The organism is Bacillota bacterium, assembly GCA_040754315.1.
Lineage (GTDB): Bacteria > Bacillota > Sulfobacillia > DUSP01 > JBFMCS01 > JBFMCS01.
In genome coordinates, this window is the sequence record JBFMCS010000053.1 from 1 (window position 1) to 17,155 (window position 17,155).

The 17,155-nt window shown below is 60.7% G+C and carries 18 protein-coding genes; 1 reads left to right on the forward strand and 17 read right to left on the reverse strand.

Features of this window, described 5'->3' with window-relative positions; translation table 11 throughout:
- The first annotated feature begins 716 nt into the window (after positions 1–716).
- The gene (locus AB1576_12255) at positions 717–992 is read left to right on the forward strand and encodes an acylphosphatase (protein ID MEW6082513.1); all 276 of its coding nucleotides are present in this window, start codon (positions 717–719) and stop codon (positions 990–992) included.
- Positions 993–1,013: 21 nt separating this feature from the next.
- On the opposite strand, the gene AB1576_12260 is transcribed toward AB1576_12255, so the two are convergent.
- The 17 genes from AB1576_12260 to AB1576_12340 all read right to left on the reverse strand — a co-directional run bounded on the left by AB1576_12260 (position 1,014) and on the right by AB1576_12340 (position 17,139).
- Positions 1,014–1,676: a hypothetical protein gene (locus AB1576_12260; protein MEW6082514.1), complete on the reverse strand. Its 663-nt coding sequence runs from the start codon at positions 1,674–1,676 to the stop codon at positions 1,014–1,016.
- Entirely contained in the window at positions 1,673–2,248 is a 576-nt protein-coding gene (locus AB1576_12265) for a flavodoxin family protein (GenBank protein MEW6082515.1), read from the reverse strand. Before AB1576_12265 ends, AB1576_12260 begins: the two co-directional genes overlap by 4 nt.
- 28 nt (positions 2,249–2,276) lie before the next feature.
- On the reverse strand, positions 2,277–3,389 hold the full coding sequence (locus tag AB1576_12270; GenBank protein MEW6082516.1) for a sodium ion-translocating decarboxylase subunit beta: 1,113 nt from the start codon (positions 3,387–3,389) through the stop codon (positions 2,277–2,279).
- Position 3,390: 1 nt separating this feature from the next.
- Positions 3,391–3,777 (reverse strand): biotin/lipoyl-containing protein, encoded by a 387-nt coding sequence (locus tag AB1576_12275; GenBank protein MEW6082517.1) that lies wholly within the window; start codon positions 3,775–3,777, stop codon positions 3,391–3,393.
- 2 nt (positions 3,778–3,779) lie between these two features.
- Entirely contained in the window at positions 3,780–4,139 is a 360-nt protein-coding gene (locus AB1576_12280) for an OadG family protein (GenBank protein ID MEW6082518.1), read from the reverse strand.
- An 18-nt stretch (positions 4,140–4,157) separates the two neighbouring features.
- Positions 4,158–5,681: a carboxyl transferase domain-containing protein gene (locus tag AB1576_12285; GenBank protein ID MEW6082519.1), complete on the reverse strand. Its 1,524-nt coding sequence runs from the start codon at positions 5,679–5,681 to the stop codon at positions 4,158–4,160.
- A 47-nt stretch (positions 5,682–5,728) separates the two neighbouring features.
- Positions 5,729–7,387, reverse strand: coding sequence for a methylmalonyl-CoA mutase family protein (locus AB1576_12290; protein MEW6082520.1), 1,659 nt, complete (start codon positions 7,385–7,387; stop codon positions 5,729–5,731).
- Positions 7,388–7,520: 133 nt separating this feature from the next.
- The gene (locus AB1576_12295) at positions 7,521–8,771 is read right to left on the reverse strand and encodes a Glu/Leu/Phe/Val dehydrogenase (protein ID MEW6082521.1); all 1,251 of its coding nucleotides are present in this window, start codon (positions 8,769–8,771) and stop codon (positions 7,521–7,523) included.
- A 56-nt stretch (positions 8,772–8,827) separates the two neighbouring features.
- Positions 8,828–9,391 (reverse strand): 2-oxoacid:acceptor oxidoreductase family protein, encoded by a 564-nt coding sequence (locus tag AB1576_12300; GenBank protein MEW6082522.1) that lies wholly within the window; start codon positions 9,389–9,391, stop codon positions 8,828–8,830.
- Positions 9,391–10,224, reverse strand: coding sequence for a 2-oxoacid:ferredoxin oxidoreductase subunit beta (locus tag AB1576_12305; protein MEW6082523.1), 834 nt, complete (start codon positions 10,222–10,224; stop codon positions 9,391–9,393). Before AB1576_12305 ends, AB1576_12300 begins: the two co-directional genes overlap by 1 nt.
- Positions 10,221–11,354 (reverse strand): 2-oxoacid:acceptor oxidoreductase subunit alpha, encoded by a 1,134-nt coding sequence (locus AB1576_12310; protein MEW6082524.1) that lies wholly within the window; start codon positions 11,352–11,354, stop codon positions 10,221–10,223. The genes AB1576_12305 and AB1576_12310 overlap by 4 nt, the downstream gene beginning before the upstream one ends.
- Complete coding sequence (locus tag AB1576_12315; protein ID MEW6082525.1) at positions 11,347–11,565, reverse strand: 4Fe-4S dicluster domain-containing protein; 219 nt, start codon at positions 11,563–11,565, stop codon at positions 11,347–11,349. Before AB1576_12315 ends, AB1576_12310 begins: the two co-directional genes overlap by 8 nt.
- 17 nt (positions 11,566–11,582) lie before the next feature.
- Positions 11,583–12,566 carry a GntR family transcriptional regulator gene (locus tag AB1576_12320; protein ID MEW6082526.1) on the reverse strand — a complete coding sequence of 328 codons (984 nt, stop codon included), beginning with the start codon at positions 12,564–12,566 and terminating at the stop codon, positions 11,583–11,585.
- A gap of 363 nt (positions 12,567–12,929) precedes the next feature.
- Entirely contained in the window at positions 12,930–13,106 is a 177-nt protein-coding gene (locus AB1576_12325) for a hypothetical protein (protein MEW6082527.1), read from the reverse strand.
- A 45-nt stretch (positions 13,107–13,151) separates the two neighbouring features.
- A complete protein-coding gene (locus AB1576_12330; protein MEW6082528.1) occupies positions 13,152–15,263 on the reverse strand; it encodes a sigma 54-interacting transcriptional regulator in 2,112 nt (703 codons plus the stop codon).
- 54 nt (positions 15,264–15,317) lie between these two features.
- On the reverse strand, positions 15,318–16,325 hold the full coding sequence (locus tag AB1576_12335; protein ID MEW6082529.1) for an electron transfer flavoprotein subunit alpha/FixB family protein: 1,008 nt from the start codon (positions 16,323–16,325) through the stop codon (positions 15,318–15,320).
- On the reverse strand, positions 16,312–17,139 hold the full coding sequence (locus AB1576_12340; protein ID MEW6082530.1) for an electron transfer flavoprotein subunit beta/FixA family protein: 828 nt from the start codon (positions 17,137–17,139) through the stop codon (positions 16,312–16,314). Before AB1576_12340 ends, AB1576_12335 begins: the two co-directional genes overlap by 14 nt.
- Positions 17,140–17,155: the final 16 nt, after the last annotated feature.

Consider the following 17,155-nt stretch of genomic DNA (forward strand, 5'->3'; position numbering starts at 1 on the left):
ACAGTCTCTTGAGCGCTTTCGGGTTCAAACCGATCACGTTCTATGCTGCCTACGATACCTCCTGACCAATTATGCCCACACGTAGCGGCTTGCTTAGAAGAACATACCTGATGTGCGGAAAATCGGTCACAACTGGCTGTTCCACTTGTTTGCTTCACCGCTACCAAGCAGTAAACAAAACGACCACGTTGAGTTACAGGTGCTCTTGGCTGCTAGCCACTAAAGTGGCGACTTGACTAGGGGCCACGAGGTTGACCCCGTAGTCTTCTTTTGCCTGGTCACGCCTGCCTCGATTACGATATACGGCTGTGCCTGTGTTACCGGAGCCTACCTCCATGGTAAATGATTGAGAGTCCGCAGCCATTACTATCTCATCTAATCCGCCGATAGTTCATGCACGGGGCGGTTTACTAGCTTCTATGGCAGCTAGGTCCATACCTATGTAGCCTAGTTCTCCGCCAGACGCACAGTACACCTGCCCCACCAGCACACAGTTCCTAGCCACCGTCAACGCCTCAGTGTCATAGGCCGCCCGTCTCGCCCCTACCCCCGGTAACTGTGATCGCTATGACGATCATCAGATCTATGAGGGTAAATCTATACCGAGCGGCGAAATATGTCTTTGCCAGAGTAGCACAGCCAGTTGCCACGCGGGTAGTCAGACTCAGGGAGCGACCCCGTTCCTAGTGTCTACCCAGTTGGCCGTGAAGGGAGCGATATGGATGAAGTGCGCTCGTGTGCTGATCTCCGGAAGGGTTCAAGGGGTGTTCTTCAGGGCCAGCGCGCGAGAAGAGGCCCAGAGGCTTTCCCTGTCGGGCTGGGTGAGGAACCTGCCGGATGGGAGGGTGGAAGCCCTCCTGGCCGGTCCCCAGGACAAGGTGAATGCCATGATAGCCTGGTGCCACCAGGGACCCCCTTCGGCCAACGTCACCGGGGTAGAGGTGTCCTGGGAGGAGGCACCTCCAGGTCTCAAGGGGTTCCGGGTGCGCTAGGCGAGCCAGGGCAAGGGACATTCACCTGGCGTAGGGCCTGTCCCTCATCCTCTCAAGGGTCCCGCGCCTGCGTGCCGCGGCGTTCCATCCCCGGTTTCCCATCCAAGTATAGACGGCCGGGGACATCATGGGTCTCCTCATGAGAAGACCGGCCTCACGCGGCACTTCCCCCCCCTCAGCCATGGCCTGGGCGGTCATGTCCAGGGCCTTCCTCACCAGGCGGCCCATCCCACCCGTCTTCTCCAGGGGCCTTGGGCCAATGGCGGCGCCCATCCCCAGGGCGAGCCCGCCCAGCCACTCTAGACCGCATGCCCCCGCGAACTGCCTGCATATGTCCAGGGCGGTGTCAGCGTGGAACGCTTCGGGGAAACCGCAATTGACGATGGCCAGCAAACCGCCCTTGGGAGACAGATCTCTCCTGGCGTATACCTCCTCCATTGCCCTGGTAACCAGCGCCGGCTGGCTGTCAACGTAGAGGGGGAATGCCAGGACTACGAGATCAGCGCCATAGACTGCCTCCGCAATGCCGCCCTCTCCAGGGCCACGGCGGGCCAGGTAGACCCGGGAGGTATCCATTCCTCTCTCGGCCAGCCGGTTCATGAGATAGGCCCCCAGGGACGCCGAGGTGCTGCGTTCCCCCTTCGGGCTTCCCACCAAGAGAAGGGCGTTCTTCACCTCGCTCACCCTTCCGCACCTGCCTCCTCCAGCATATACCGGATGGCCAGGGCCACCGCGGCCTCGGGAGCGTCCCTGGTCACCACAACGCTGGAATGCCCTGCAGCCTGGAGGTTGATGGCGTTCCGGGATACCAGGGCCCGGAAGATCCTGGCCTCTTCTTCACAGGGGGAATCCTGCACACCCATTGCGGCCAGCCCGAGGCACCGGTGGTAGCGAGGCGCGTGGTGAATCTCGCTCCCTGCCTTGACGAAATAAGGGAGGATGTTACCGATGAGCCTGTCAACGCCCTTCTTGAGCACAGAGGAATAACCGCCGAAGGTCACCGGGGAGAGGAACACCAGGATGTCACACTGGGCAACCGCCCTGAGCGCCTCCAGGCCATCATCATGGATGACGCACACCCCCGGGGTCTTTACCCAGCAGCCAAAGCACCCCCGGCAATCCGCCACGGACATACCGTCGAGATCCAGCACATCCACATCGTGACCCGGGGCCTTGAGGCTTTCCACCAGTACTGCGAGGACCCCGGTGAGGCATGCGTCTTCACCACGGGCACCGTTCAGCACCACTGCCTTCATGCGTACCCTCCCCCGCCTCTCCCTGCATCTAGGACAGGACCGAAAGAAGCACCCCCGCCGCCACAGCCGAGCCTATGACACCAGCCACATTGGGCCCCATGGCATGCATAAGGAGGAAGTTCGACGGGTTCTCCTCCTGCCCCACACACTGGGACACCCGGGCCGCCATGGGCACCGCGGACACCCCCGCTGACCCGATCAGGGGGTTCACCTTACCCCCTGAGAGGAGGCACATGAGCTTGCCCAGGAGGACGCCGCCGGCTGTCCCCATTGAGAAGGCCGCCAGCCCCAAGCCGATGATATAAAGGGTCCTGGGAGACAGGAACACACTGGCCTTGGCAGTGGCACCCACTGTGACCCCCAGGAAGATGGTGATAATGTTGATCAACTCGTTCTGGGAGGTCTTGGAGAGCCTGTCCACAACACCGCTCTCCCTCAGGAGGTTCCCCAGCATCAGCATTCCGATGAGGGCCATTGCCTTGGGGATGAAGAGCCCGCAGATGACTATCACCATGACCGGGAACAAGATCTTCTCCAGCTGGCTGACGGGCCTCATCTGCTCCATCACCACCATGCGCTCCTTTTTAGTTGTCAGTGCCCTCATAATGGGAGGCTGGATGATGGGAACCAGGGCCATGTAGGAGTAGGCTGCCACCGCTACGGGACCCAGGAGCTCAGGGGCCAGCTGGGACGTGAGGAAGATGGCGGTGGGACCGTCTGCCCCCCCGATTATCCCGATGGATCCGGCCTCGGCTGGGGTGAAACCCAGCCACAGAGCCCCCAGGAAGGTAGTGAATATCCCCAGCTGGGCGGCGGCCCCGAGGAGAAATGTCTTGGGGTTTGCTATCAGGGGGCCGAAGTCCGTCATGGCCCCTATGCCCAGGAAGATGAGGGGGGGATAGATCCCCTTCTTCACACCCAGGTACAACAAGCCCAGCAGCCCTTCATCCTCCATAAGGCCTGTGAGGGGAAGGTTCGCCAGGAGCATGCCCGCCCCAATGGGCAGGAGCAGCAACGGCTCGTATCTTCTCTTGATGGCCAGGTACAGCAGGATACCCGAGACTGCCAGCATGATTACCTGTTTGGCGTCTATGGCAAAGAAGCCCGAAGACGTTATGAAGTCCGCAAGATCCCGCAGCACGCTATGCCTCCCGGGCTATGACAGCCATGATGTCCCCGGTATTCACGCTCTGTCCCTTGGCTACCCTTATGGCTGTCACCGTGCCGGTAACCGGGGCAGGGATTTCGTTCTCCATCTTCATTGCCTCCAGCACCACCACGGCCTTGCCCATCTCCACCCTGTCCCCTTCGTTCACCTTGATGTCCAAGATCACGCCGGGCATGGGCGATGCGAGTTCCACCGCCCCCACCGCGCTGGCCGGGGCTGGCTTGGGGCGCTCTGCCTTGGATTCGGACTTGGGGACCGGCCCAAAGCCCGGCTGTAAAGGGCTCACATCAGAACCGTCTTGGATCTCCTCCACCTCTACCTCATACTCTTCGCCGTTCACTCGCACCCTGAACTTCCTCATCCCTAACCCTTCCTTTCGACAGCTGACAGCCTGGCGTTCATTATGTCTAGGCGGCCCTGCGCCGCCCACTGCGGGCATGGCCGGGACACCCGGGTGATCCTGATGACCCGGGCCGGAGTCTCCATGCACTGGGCTACAGCTGCGGCTATCGCCGCCACCAGGGCATCATCCCTTCTCTCCTCCCCGGGCATAACCTCAGCGGGCTGGGGTTTACCACCAGCCTGGTCTTGCTTGGGCTCCCTGGGCCGGCGGATCACTCTCCCCAGGAACACTATGGAGAGATACAGGATGATGAGGACGGCGAACACCACCGCCATACCCAGAAGACCCACCTTCAGTCCCTGGTAGGTACTACTGTTCAAGCCCATCGCCCCCTTCGGTTACGCCGGGAAGTTGCCGTGCTTCTTGGGATGCCTGGCCTCGCGCTTGGATGCTATGGACTCCAGGGCCCGGAAGAGCTGGGGCCTGGTCTCGGCCGGATGAATGATGGTATCCACGAAACCCCGGGACGCAGCAACGTAGGGATTGGCGAACACCTCCCGGTACTCCTGGATCTTGGCCTGCCTCACGCCCTCTGGGTCCTTGGCCTCGGCCATCTCGTTCTTGTAGATGATGTTGGCGGCACCCTCAGAGCCCATCACCGCGATCTCAGCAGTGGGCCACGCCAGGACCCTGTCGGCCCCTAGCGATCGGCTGCACATGGCTATGTACGCGCCCCCGTAGGCCTTCCTCACCACCAAGGTTATCTTGGGCACCGACGCCTCGGCATAGGCGTAGAGGAGCTTGGCGCCATGCCGGATTATGCCGCCGTGCTCTTGCTCGGTCCCGGGCAGGTATCCTGGGGTATCCACCAGGGTTACCAGGGGCACGTTGAAGGCATCACAGAACCGGGCGAACCTCGCCGCCTTGTCCGCGGAATCAATATCAAGGCAACCCGCGAGGATGCGAGGCTGGTTCGCTATGATGCCCACGGAATAGCCCCCGAGGTGCCCGAAGCCCACCACAATATTGGCGGCAAAGTGGCGGTGAACCTCGAAGAATTCCCCGTTATCCAGGAATCCTTCAATCACCCTCCTCATGTCATAGGGTTTGGTGGGATCTGGCGGGACCACTTGGGCCAGTTCAGGGTTCGTCCGGGCAGGGTCATCACCGTTTCCCAGGTAGGGCGGGTCCTCCAGGTTGTTGGAGGGAATGAACCCTAGCAGCCTGCGGGCCTCTGAGATGCACTCCTCCTCGGTTACGGCCATGAAGTGCGCCACCCCCGAGGATGCGGCATGGGTATGGGCCCCGGCGAGTTCCTCCCAGTCCACAGTCTTGCCTTCCACAGCCTCCAGTACCTGCCGGGCCCTGGTGAAGAGACGGCTTGTGCCAGCCACCATGAAAACGAAGTCAGTCATGGGAGGCAGGAAGGCTGCCCCTCCCGCCGCGGTGCCCAGGACCAGCGATAGCTGTGGGATCACCCCTGACGCCATGGCATGCCGCAGGAACAGGGAGCCGTAGCCCGTTAGGCAGTCCAGGTTTTCACTGAGCCTTGCCCCTCCGGAATCCAGGAGCGCCACCAGGGGGGCCCCCGCCTTCATGGCAAGGTCCGCCACCTTGCATATCTTCTCCGCATGCATCTCTCCAAGGGCTCCGCCCATGACCGTCCGGTCCTGGGCATAGGCGTAGACCACCCGCCCGCCAACCTGGCCGTGGCCACAAATCACGCCGTCACCCGGTACATTCATGCCGTTTGTGCGGCTGGTTGTGAACAGGTCTATCTCGCTGAAGGTCCCCGGGTCAAAAAGCAGGGCCAATCGCTGCCGGGCAGCCAGTACACCTAAAGGCAACCCTCCCTGGCCATGGGCCATGGCCACCTCCTCCCGGGCCAGCAAGTCGCGGATCTTCTTTTCTGTCTCCTTCAAGAGTCCCACCCCAATCCCGGTTGTGCCCTACTCCAGTGCGGCACCGGCTACCACGACCTGTCCGGCCGGTACTGGCCAAAGGCCCCTCGAAGAACACCGCATATCTCCCCCAGGGAGGCATAGGCCTTTACCGCCTCCAGGAACAGGGGAAGGAGGTTCTCCCGAGAGGAAGCCGCCTTCTTTATGGCATCCAGGCACTCCTGGACACGGCCTTCGTTCCTTCTCGCCTTAAGAGCCGCGAGCCTCGCAGCCTGGAGCCTCGCAGCCTCTTCATCCACCTGAAGCAACATCTCGCAGGAATCCTCTTGGACGGTAAAGGCGTTAACCCCTACCACAACCCTTTCCCCGGATTCAACCTCTCTCTGGTAACAGTAGGCGCTGTCCTGGATTTCGCGCTGCATGTACCCGGCCTCGATGGCGGCCACTGCGCCACCCATATCCTCAATGCGATCCATGTAGGCCGCGGCCTCCGACTCCAGGCGGTCCGTGAGGGATTCTACGTAGTAGCTGCCACCCAGGGGATCGGCACAGCCGGCAACGCCTGACTCGTGGGCTATGATCTGCTGGGTCCTCAGGGCAATGGCCACGGATTCCTCGGTCGGAAGCGAGAGCGCCTCATCCCGTGAGTTGGTATGCAGGGACTGGGTGCCCCCCAGCACCGCCGCCAGGGCCTGCAGGGTCACCCGGACCACGTTGTTGTTCACCTGCTGGGCAGTGAGGGTTGAGCCCGCTGTCTGGGTGTGGAATCTCATCATCCAGGACTTGGGGTCCTTTGCCCTAAATCGTTCTCTCATGATCCTGGCCCAGAGGCGCCTGGCCGCCCTGAACTTGGCCACTTCCTCCAGAAAGTCCAGGTGAGAGTTGAAGAAGAAAGAAAGCCTTGGGCCAAAACCGTCTACGTCAAGACCGCTGGCCAGGGCCGCCCTTACGTACTCCACCCCGTTGGCCAACGTGAAGGCGATTTCCTGTGCCGCCGTGGCTCCGGCCTCCCTGATGTGATACCCGCTGATGGATATCGTGTTCCACTCGGGAAGGTGCCGGGAACAGTACTGGAACGTGTCGGTGATGAGTCTCATGGACGGTTTCGGCGGGAAGATGTAGTTACCCCTGGCCACATACTCCTTGAGTATGTCGTTCTGTATGGTTCCCTGCAGGCTGTTGACATCCACCCCCTGCTTTTGGGCCAGGGCCACGTACATGCACAGGAGGATCGCCGCAGGAGCGTTTATCGTCATGGAAGTGGACACCCGGTCCAGGGGTATCCCCTCAAAGAGCCTCTCCATGTCCGCCAGGGTATCTATGGCCACTCCCACTCTCCCTACTTCCCCCTCGGCCATGGGGTGGTTGGAATCGTACCCCATCTGGGTGGGGAGGTCGAAGGCCACGCTGAGACCGGTCTGGCCTTGCTCCAGAAGAAAACGGAAGCGCCGGTTGGTCTCCTCGGGCGTGCCATACCCCGCGTATTGTCTCATGGTCCAGAAACGGCCCCTGTACATGCTGGGGTGCACGCCGCGGGTGAAGGGATAATCCCCAGGGAATCCCAGGTCAAGCAGGTAGTCCTTCCCGCTGAGGTCCAAGGGGGTGTACACTGCATTAACCGAGAGTCCCGACGGGGTTTTAAACTGCCCCTTTCTCTCCGGGTGCCGGGAGATCGTCTGGGCTCTCCTGGCCTCCCAGCGCTCAAAGGCCTCCCGAAGGCGATCCATCCAATCACCCCTCCCTAGATGACACTCCCCTTAGATTCTATCCAGGTCTCTGAGTTCCTTCAGAGCTTAGCCACAAACAGGGGGAAGGGCCCCCCCTCCCCACGGAGGGCGGGCCCACCCCGGGTGCTATCACTCAGCCGAGCCAGCCTCTGATCTTCATGGCCCCGGCCACCCTGTTCACAGCCACCAGGTAGGCGGCGTCTCTCATCTTCACACTCTTCTTCTTTTGCATGTCGTAGACAGCCTCGAAGGAGGATACCATCATCTGCTCCAGGCGCTCGTTGACCTCTTTTTCCGTCCAGTAGAAGCTGTAGAGGTTCTGTACCCACTCGAAGTAGGAGACGGTTACGCCTCCGGCGTTAGCGAGGACATCAGGGATGACGAACACGCCGTTACGGGCCATTATAACATCGGCCTCGGGGGTGGTGGGGCCATTGGCAGCCTCCCCCACGATCCTGGCCTTGATATCCTTGGCATTGGCCGCTGTGATCTGGTTTTCCAGGGCCGCCGGGATTAACACCTCACACTCCAGTACCAGCAGTTCCTCATTGGAGACATCCTGGGAACCTGGGAAACCCTTTACACTACCAGTCTCGTTCTTGTACTCCTGGAGCTTGGCCGGGTCCATCCCCGCCGGGTTATAGACGCCTCCCTTGGAGTCGTTGGCCCCTATGATCTTCGCTCCCATGTCTCCCATGAGCCTTGCTGCGATGCTCCCAGCGTTGCCGTAGCCCTGAACCACAGTACGTGCACCCTTCATGTCGATGCCCAGCTTCCGCCCGGCCTCGCGCACCGTTACAACGCAGCCACGGGCCGTGGCCTCATTCCGCCCTGCGGAACCGCCAATGATCAGGGGCTTGCCGGTGATGAGACCAAACTGGTTCTTCATCTTCATCTTTGAGAACTCGTCCACCATCCAGGCCATCACCTGAGGATTGGTGTAGACATCCGGCGCGGGGACATCCATCTCCGGGCCTACTATGGCGGCAATGGCCCTAATGTACGAGCGGCTTAGCCGCTCCAGTTCCTTGACAGAGAGTTCCTTTGGATTACAGGCCACTCCACCCTTGCCACCGCCGTAGGGAAGGCCCAGGATGGCACACTTGAATGTCATCCACATGGATAGCGCCCTCACCTCATCGGCGTTCACATCCGGGTGGAAGCGAATGCCGCCCTTACAGGGGCCCACCGCATCATTGTGCTGGGAACGATATCCTTGGAAAACCTTCACACTGCCATCGTCCATCTCGACAGGCACCGCCACCTCAAGGAACCTGAGGGGTTGCTTCAGGAGATCGTATACTGCTGGCTCAAGACCGAGAGCCTTGACAGCCTCAGCCACCTGGCTCTTTACGATCTCATAGGGGTTGATGTTCTCGGACACAGACAAACCCTCCCTTGCTTTCCTTCTCTAGTTTAGGGAAAAAATCACTCCAGTCACTACCTACCCCCTCGTTCCTGAGGCCCCTCCAGGGATCCTGCAGTGGCGAAACCCACCTCTAGGGCCTTCAGGTTCACGTCGGCGGTCCCCTTGGGCACCCTGTCCAGAACAGCAGTGGTCAGGGCATCCCTGGAGACGACGCCGGAAAGCCCCACAAGAAGCCCAAGAGCCACTATGTTGGCGGTAATGGCCTTGCCGACCTTTTCCCGGGCCAAGGCCGTTATGGGCACACAATAGGCACTACACGTGGCACAACCGGTGTCCGGAACCCCACCGGAGTCCACCACCAGGAGGCCGCCGGGTTTCACGTCCGAGGAGTATCGATCGAAGGCCTCCTGGGTCATGACCAGCAGGACGTCAGGCCTGGAGACCTTGGGATAGTCTATGTCACCGTCATCGATGACCACCTCTGCCTTGCTGGCGCCTCCCCTTGATTCCGGGCCGTAAGACTGGCTCTGCACAGCGTTGAGCCCATCATGTATTGCGGCCGCCTCAGCCAGGATGATGCCGGCCAGGATCAACCCCTGGCCACCCTCACCGGCCAGCCTGACCTCCACGCGCATCAGGAACGACCCCCCTTCAGGCGAGCCATGGCAGTGTCGATGACCCGCTGGTATTCCTCGGTGAATTCCTCCCTGGGAGCCTTCTTCAGCACGCCCGTGACGATCTTTCCTTTAAGCTCCTGGGGGTCCTTGGTTGCCGCGGCCTTCACGGGGACCGAATTCTTCTTGTACCACTCGAGCATATCCACGGCAGACCCTAGCTTGTTCCTCCGGCCGTAGTAGGTTGGGCACTGGGAATAGGCCTCAACAAAGCTGAACCCCTTGTTCTCCAGGGCCAGGGCTATGAGGTCCACCAGCTGTGTCACGTGATAGGCGGTACCCCTGGCCACAAAGGTAGCCCCCGCCGCAGCCACAAGGTCACACAGGTCAAAGGGATGATCCACATTACCGTAGGGAGCCGTCGTGGCCATGTGCCCAAATGGCGTAAGGGGCGAGTGCTGGCCGCTGGTCATCCCGTAGACATTATTGTTGAAGCACACTGTGGTGATGTCCACATTCCGCCTGCAGGCGTGGATCAGGTGGTTTCCCCCGATGGCAGCGGCGTCCCCGTCCCCGGTGACCACCACCACCTTGAGATCAGGCCGGGCAATCTTGATCCCTGTGGCAAAGGCCAGGGCCCGGCCATGGGTTGTGTGCAGGGTATCGAAATCCATGTACCCCGTGGCCCTGGAAGAACAGCCGATCCCGGAGACCATCACCGTCTTGTCCCTGTCAATTCCCACCTTTTCGATGGCCCTCAAGATTGCGCCCAGGAGTATGCCGTGACCACAGCCCGGGCACCAGATATGGGGCAAGAGACGCTGCCTCAGGTACTTCTCGGCAATAGCACTCATGGGGCAACCCTCCTCACAGCCTCAAGTACCTCCGGTGGAGTGAAGAGCTCCCCGTCAACCCGGGACAATCCCTCAACCCTGCATTGTCCCTTGGAGGCCCTGTCTACCTCAATGACTATCTGGCCCAGGTTCATCTCCGGTACCAGGATGGCCTTGACCCGTCCCGCCAGGTCCCGGATGGCCTCTTCCGGGAATGGCCACAGGATCCCCAGTTTCACTAGGCCTGCCTTGATGCCCTGGGCCCTGGCCATCCTTACCGCACGTAGCGCGACCCTCACCGGAGAACCGTATGCCACCACGGCAACCTCGCAGTCATCGCAGGACTCTGACCACACCGATGCCAGCTGGGCCCTGCGCCTCTCCACCTTCTGGCACACCCTGGCCAGCAACTGGGCGGCCTTGGGGCCCCTGTCGATGGGAAACCCGTCCTCCCCGTGATAAAGGCCGGTAACGTGGAACCGGTAGCCCGCGCCGAAGGCAGCCATTGGGGGCACATCGGAGCGCGAAACATCGTAGGGCCTGTACTCCCCGGGTTCAACATCAGGCCCAGGCCTCTCTAGTATGGTAACCTTCTCGGGGATCACCATCTTCTCTCTCATGTGGCCAATGACCTCATCCATCAAGAGGATGGTGGGAGTCCTGAGGGTCTCCGAGGCATTCACCGCGTCTATTGTGAAGTGATAGGCCTCCTGTACGGAAGACGGGCAGTACACGACTGTGGGGTGGTCGCCGTGGGTGCCCCAGCGGGCCTGCATGACATCTCCCTGAGCAGGGCAAGTCGGCAGCCCCGTGGATGGGCCCACCCTCTGGACGTTCACCACCACACAGGGCACCTCCGCCAGGGCAGCATATCCCAGGTTCTCCTGTTTGAGACTGAAGCCCGGGCCCGACGTGGCAGTCATGGACTTCACTCCCGCCAGCGAGGCACCAATGACCGCCGCCATGCTGGCTATCTCATCCTCCATCTGCACGAACTTGCCTCCCACTTGGGGGAGGCGAAGGGCGAGCGTTTCCGCGATCTCTGTCGATGGTGTGATGGGGTAGCCTGCGAAGAACCGGACACCCGCCCTTATGGCGGCCTCGGCGCAGGCCTCATTCCCCTGTAATAAAACAACCTTGCCTTCACTCATCAGTCTCACCTTCGTCAAGGACGATGGCGAAATCGGGGCAGCGAAGCTCGCACAGGCGACAGCCGGTGCAGGCCTCCGGGTCAATCACCACAGCCTTGCCGGCATCCCCCTCCCCCAGTACAGCCTTGGGACAGAAGGCTATGCAGATCCCGCAGCCTTTGCACCACTTCGAATTGATGATCACCTTGTGCTTCTTCTCGGCGGTCTTCAAACCGTCATCACTCCCCATCAGTATCTGCTCTTTCTTTCGAGGAGGGTTGACTTGAGGAGGTTGATGGAACCGGCATCAGGCCGGTAGATGAACTCAACCACCTCGGTCCCGTTGGGACACAGCCTCTCTACCTCTTTCTTCCTTCCAGGGCTCACCATGACGATGCTCAAGTCCTCCAGGAATTCCTTTAGGTCCTCTTCGTTCCTTGAGGTTAGGAAGGAGAACTCCAGATCTATCCCGCCGTTGGTCAGGGACTTGGCCACCCGTTCAGAGAAGGCCTCAGACAGGCAGACCAGTCCTACCTTCTGGCCGGGCCGCACCCTGGCCATGCGTACCATGGTCTCCATCACAGGATCCAGCGCTATTCCCAGCACCTCTGCCTTGGATCCCCGGAGGAGTTCCTTCACCTCCTCCAGGTGGAAGAAGGTGGTCACCACCATGTCCACCCCCGAAAGCGTCCACCTGACTGCCTCGGCCTGCCGGCGGAGATCGTCCACCATCACAGGGATGATCTTCACCCCGGCGCCTAGTTCCAGTTGCCTGGTGAAGTAGTCCAGCTGCTCGCGGTTGCACTCCACGAAGGCCACCCTGATCTGGGTGAGCGCCTCCTTCTTCCGCTCCGCCACAGCCCTGGCGGAGGCCACGAACTCCTCAGGGTCAAATCCCAGGAGGAGTGCCTCCTCCAGGCACATCTCCAAGGCCCCAGCCAGGCGTTCCCTCCGGTCCCTGGGTCCCATGGTGTTGAGCCCCATGGTGACAAAGGTCCCCCTGCCTTGCCGGGAGAACAAGAGGCCCTGGGATTCAAGCTCCCTGTAGGCCATGCTCACCGTGTTCCTGGAAAGCCCCAGGCGTTGTGCCATCTCTCGCTCCGTCGGGAGTTTCATTCCCTTCTCCCAGTGCCCGGCGAGCACCATCTGCTCGATTTGCCTGCTAAGTTGGAGGTAGATGGGGATGCCAGTCTTCCTGTTAATCTCCAGAGGCAACGTCTTGCCCTGTCCCATACCCCATACCTCCTATCCTTGGAGCCTGCCACGGCTATTATATGCAGTTGGCCTGATCGTAAGAGCCTTTTTGGATCACTATGTGACTGTTCGACGCACACTTGTCGATTCCTTCAGGCTCATGTGACAACCATGACAAGAGAATCCAGAGTAGTGATGGCAGGGCAAAAGGACGAGTCACCCCGCCAGGACCCCAAGAGGAGTACTCGGCGGTTTCGCCCGGTACTTGCACTATATAGACAGTATAGACAGTGTCCAGCAGTGCTCAAATGAGAAGGACCTCTCGCCCCTTGGGACGAAAGGCCATACAACCTTTCCAAAGGACCAGGACGACTGGCCCTTCTCTTTGTGACGGCAGGAGCCCTACTGCATGTTTCTAGTCAAGGCCCAGTAGGCCAGGAACACCAGCGCCCCCAGGGTTGAGACTATGAACCTTCTTACCCCGGGTGAGAACCTTCTTTGGCCCAGATGGTGGAATATGACTGCGGCCAGCACTGGGGCAGCCATGACAAGCAGTACGTAGTACCAGGATCGCAGCACCCCGGTCACCCTCCGATCTTACCCTTTTCGATGCCGTGGTTGTCCTCAGGCCTCGTAACCGGACAGCTGTCGCCCGTTAGACCGCCTCATCTTCCTCAGCACCGTGGAGGGGTCTATCTCCAAAACCTTCGCGGCCTTGCGAATGCTCCCCTGTTGCTGTATGGCCTTGCTTATCAACGCCTGTTCGAACTCCCCTATTGCCTCTTTAAGGGGACCCACATCCAGGGCAGGGCAGGTGCCAACCATCAAGCCCTGGGTGGGGGCAGCATGAGCCACCGCCTTGGGAAGGTTGCCGGCTTCAATGGCCTCTCCCTTGGTCATGATGACCAGGCGTTCCAGCGTGTGGGCTAGCTCCCGAATGTTCCCGGGCCACGAGTACTCGCACAGTTGATCCACTGCCCCAGGAGACAGTCTCTTATCCGTCCTGTACCTTGAGTTAAACCGCTGGAGGTAGGTATGGGCAAGGAGGGGTATATCTTCCTTGTGATCCCGCAAGGGGGGCACAGTCAGGGGGATTACGTTAAGCCGGTAGTAAAGGTCATTCCTGAAGGCGCCCGCCTCCACCATTTTCTCCAGATCCTTGTTGCTGGCAGCCAGAACCCGAACGTCTATCTTCTGGGGCGACACCCCTCCTACCTTGAAAACCTCCTGCTCCTGGAGGACTCTCAGGAGCTTGGCCTGGAGTGACAGAGGCAACTCCGCGATCTCGTCCAGGAAGATTGTGCCCCCCTTTGCCAGTTCGAACATCCCTGGCTTCCCGGCCCGGCTAGCTCCGGTGAAGGCCCCCGGGGCATAACCGAAGAGCTCTGACTCAAGAAGCGTCTCGGGAATTGCAGCGCAGTTGACCTTGATGAACGGCCCATCCTTGCGAGCACTGTGGTCATGGATCATCTTTGCGATGACCTCTTTTCCTACACCCGTTTCGCCCAGGATCAGGACCGTGGAATCGAACGCGGCCACCCGGAGGGCCATCTCAATGATGCCCTTCATGCAGGAGTGCTCTGTCAGGACCACCTGGGAGTTCAGGTGCTCCCCGCGGAGGAGGCTCAGCTCAGTGCTGTAACGTTGTTGCAGCTCCGTTGAGATCTCCAGTTCCCTCTTGAGCCTGCCCAGTTCCGTCATGTCCCGGACATTCGTGACAACCTTGCACAGGTGTCCATCTTCGTTGAAGATGGGGCTCCCGGTCACCAGGACATCCTTGCCGGTGGCAGTCCTCTGCATGAGGGTGACAGGCATCCTTTGCATGCGGACCTTTCCGACCAGATCCTCACCGATGGTTTTGCCTAGTACTTCCTCCTTGGAGACTCCCATGAGGCGTTCATACGCGGAGTTGACCTGCTCTATCGAACCCGCTGAAGAGGCAACGCAGATCCCATCGTACGAGGATTCGATGATGGCGTGAAGCTGGTTGCTGAGCTTCCTGAATGAATCCAGCTGCCTGGATATGGCCTCCAGTTCCGAGATGTCCTGGAACACACCGACAGCCCCAATGACCTCATCGTTCTTGATCAGGGGAGTCCTGTTGCAAAGCAGTGTCCTCTTTCCCAGGCTGACCTGCACTCCTGTCTCCGCGCGGCCCGTGGCGATGACGGTCAGAAGGCCGGATTCGGGGAACACCTCATCGATGTGCTTCCCCATGGCGCTGGTGGCCTCCAAACCCAGGATCCGGCTGGCGGAGGAGTTATGGGTGATCACACGCCCGTCGATGCTCACAGCGATTATCCCGTTATGGGTCGACTCAATAATGGTTGAAAGGCGCTCCTTCACATAACGGACGTCTCCGGAGAACACCCTCATCAGATCAGTCTTGGTTATCATCCCCAGGAGTTTTTGGTTTCGGTCCACCACGGGAAGTCTCTTCACCGGGAGAAGGCAGATCTCATAGACAGACCGGTCAGGGTCAATGCACAGGATATCCCGGGCCATCAGGTGTTTCACAGGCTTATCCCAGCCAAGCCCATCAACGATGCCGTTGAGTATATGGGACTTGGTGACCATGCCCACCACACGGCCATCATCGGTAATGGGTATCCCGTCAATGGGCTTGCGTTTGAAGATAGCCGCTGCCTCAGCTATTGTGGCCTGGGGCGGCAGTGTGTAGACCTCACGTGTCATGACCTCTTTGACCTTTGTGTCAGCTATGACCGCTGCACCCACAGGTTATCATCCTCCTTCAACCCTGGAGTCTATGATCCTAGACTACAGCTGCGCCTACCCTTTGTCAAAGAAGTCTGACTTCACCTGGACCTCCCTCTCCCCCAGGAGCCTGAGCAAGTGCGGTAGGATCTTGTGACAGTCCGCGACGATGCCGAAGTGGGCGTGCTGGAAGATGGGAGCCTGGGGATCCTTGTTGATGGCGATGAACACCTCGGGCCCCTTCACCCCACAGACGTGAAGCTGGTCTCCAGATATGCCAACTGCCAGGTAAAACCTGGGCTTGACCGTCTTGCCGCTCTGCCCTATCATCTGCTCCTCCCGGGACCAGCCCTCGTCTACTGCAGGCCGTGTGGCCCCCAAGGCGGCACCCAGGCCCCGGGCAACCCCCTCCAGCACCTTCCAGCCCTCAAGACTGCCCAGGCCCATGCCGCCTGCCACTATCACGTCAGCCCCCTCCAGCTGGGCGCCGGTGCTGGTCTCGGCCCGGAGGCCGGTGACTCGCACCCCACTTCCCAGGCACACACCAGGTACAACACTAATGACCTCGCCCTGGCGCCTGCGGGACTCAGGGGACTGGTAGGCCCCCCGCTGGATGCTTACTATCTGAGGCTCCCGGGAGAAACAGAACACGGCAGAACCCCCGAAGGCAGGCACATAGGCCTTGAGCCGGCAGCCAGGTCCCATCTCCAGCCTGCTGGAGTGAGCCACCAGGCCCACACTCAGCCTGGCGGCCAGGGTAGCCGCCAGGACCTTGCCCTCAAAGGTGGCCCCGAAGAGGATGACCTTAGGCTGGCGTTCCCTGGCCAGCCTCTCAATGACCGGAACCGTGACCTCCGCCCTGCCCGCGAGGGCGCCAGGATGCTCCAGCGCCAGGGCAAGGTCCGCCCCGTAATCGAAGGCCTCTTCGGCCCGGTTAGAGGCATCCTCTCCCACCGAAAGGGATACCAGCCTGGCGCCGCACTCGTCGGCTAACCTCCGCCCCTCCCCTAGGGCCTCCTGGGAAACGGCCATGAGCCCTTCAGAGTCACACTGTACGAATGCCCAGATCTCAGGTATGCTCACCCTGGGCCCTCCCTTCTGGCAAGAGGCCGGACTGGCGCACCTTGTCCCATATCCACTGCGCCAGTTCCTCGGGCTCGCCCTGGATGAAGGTGGAGGTCTTGCCCGGGGGGGCAGGCACCAGGTCTGCCATGTACGTGCCTGCTCCCACCAGGCCGACCTCGCAATGATCAAGTCCCAGATCACCCACTCCCCACTTCACCAGGGGTTTCTGCCTTGCCCTCACCATGTCCGACAGCCTGAGGCCCCTGGGCGTATTTACCTCTTTAAGCACCCCCACCACAACGGGAAGGGGTGCCTCGATTGTCATGATTGCGGTATCACCCTGGGCCTCCAGGTGCAGTGAGCCGTCCACCATCTCCAGGGCCTTGACACCTCCCACGTAGGGCATGCCGAGGAAGGCTGCCACCTGCGGCCCGACCTGGCCGGTGCTCCCATAGTAGCTGGTGGACCCCGAGAGCACCAGGTCGATCTGGCCGATCTTCCGTATCGCCGCAGCCAGTGGCCGGGCTGTGGTCAGGGTATCGGCACCGCTGAAGGCGGGGTCGGACAGGAATACACCCTGGTCCGCCCCGAGAGCCAGCGCCTGCTTGAGGTTCATTTCCGCTGGCAAGGAGCCCATGCACAGGGCGGTCACGGTGCCCCCGTAGGTCTCCTTCAGGCGCGCCGCCGCCTCCAAGGCATGTCGATCCAGCGGGCTGATCACCCGGTCGATGCCTTCCTTCCGCAGGGTCTTCCTGGCAGGGTCGATGGTGATCCTGTGCCACATCTTCGGGTCTGGCACGGACTTGACCAGCACCACCACGTCAAGGCCCATAAAGTCTCACCTCCAC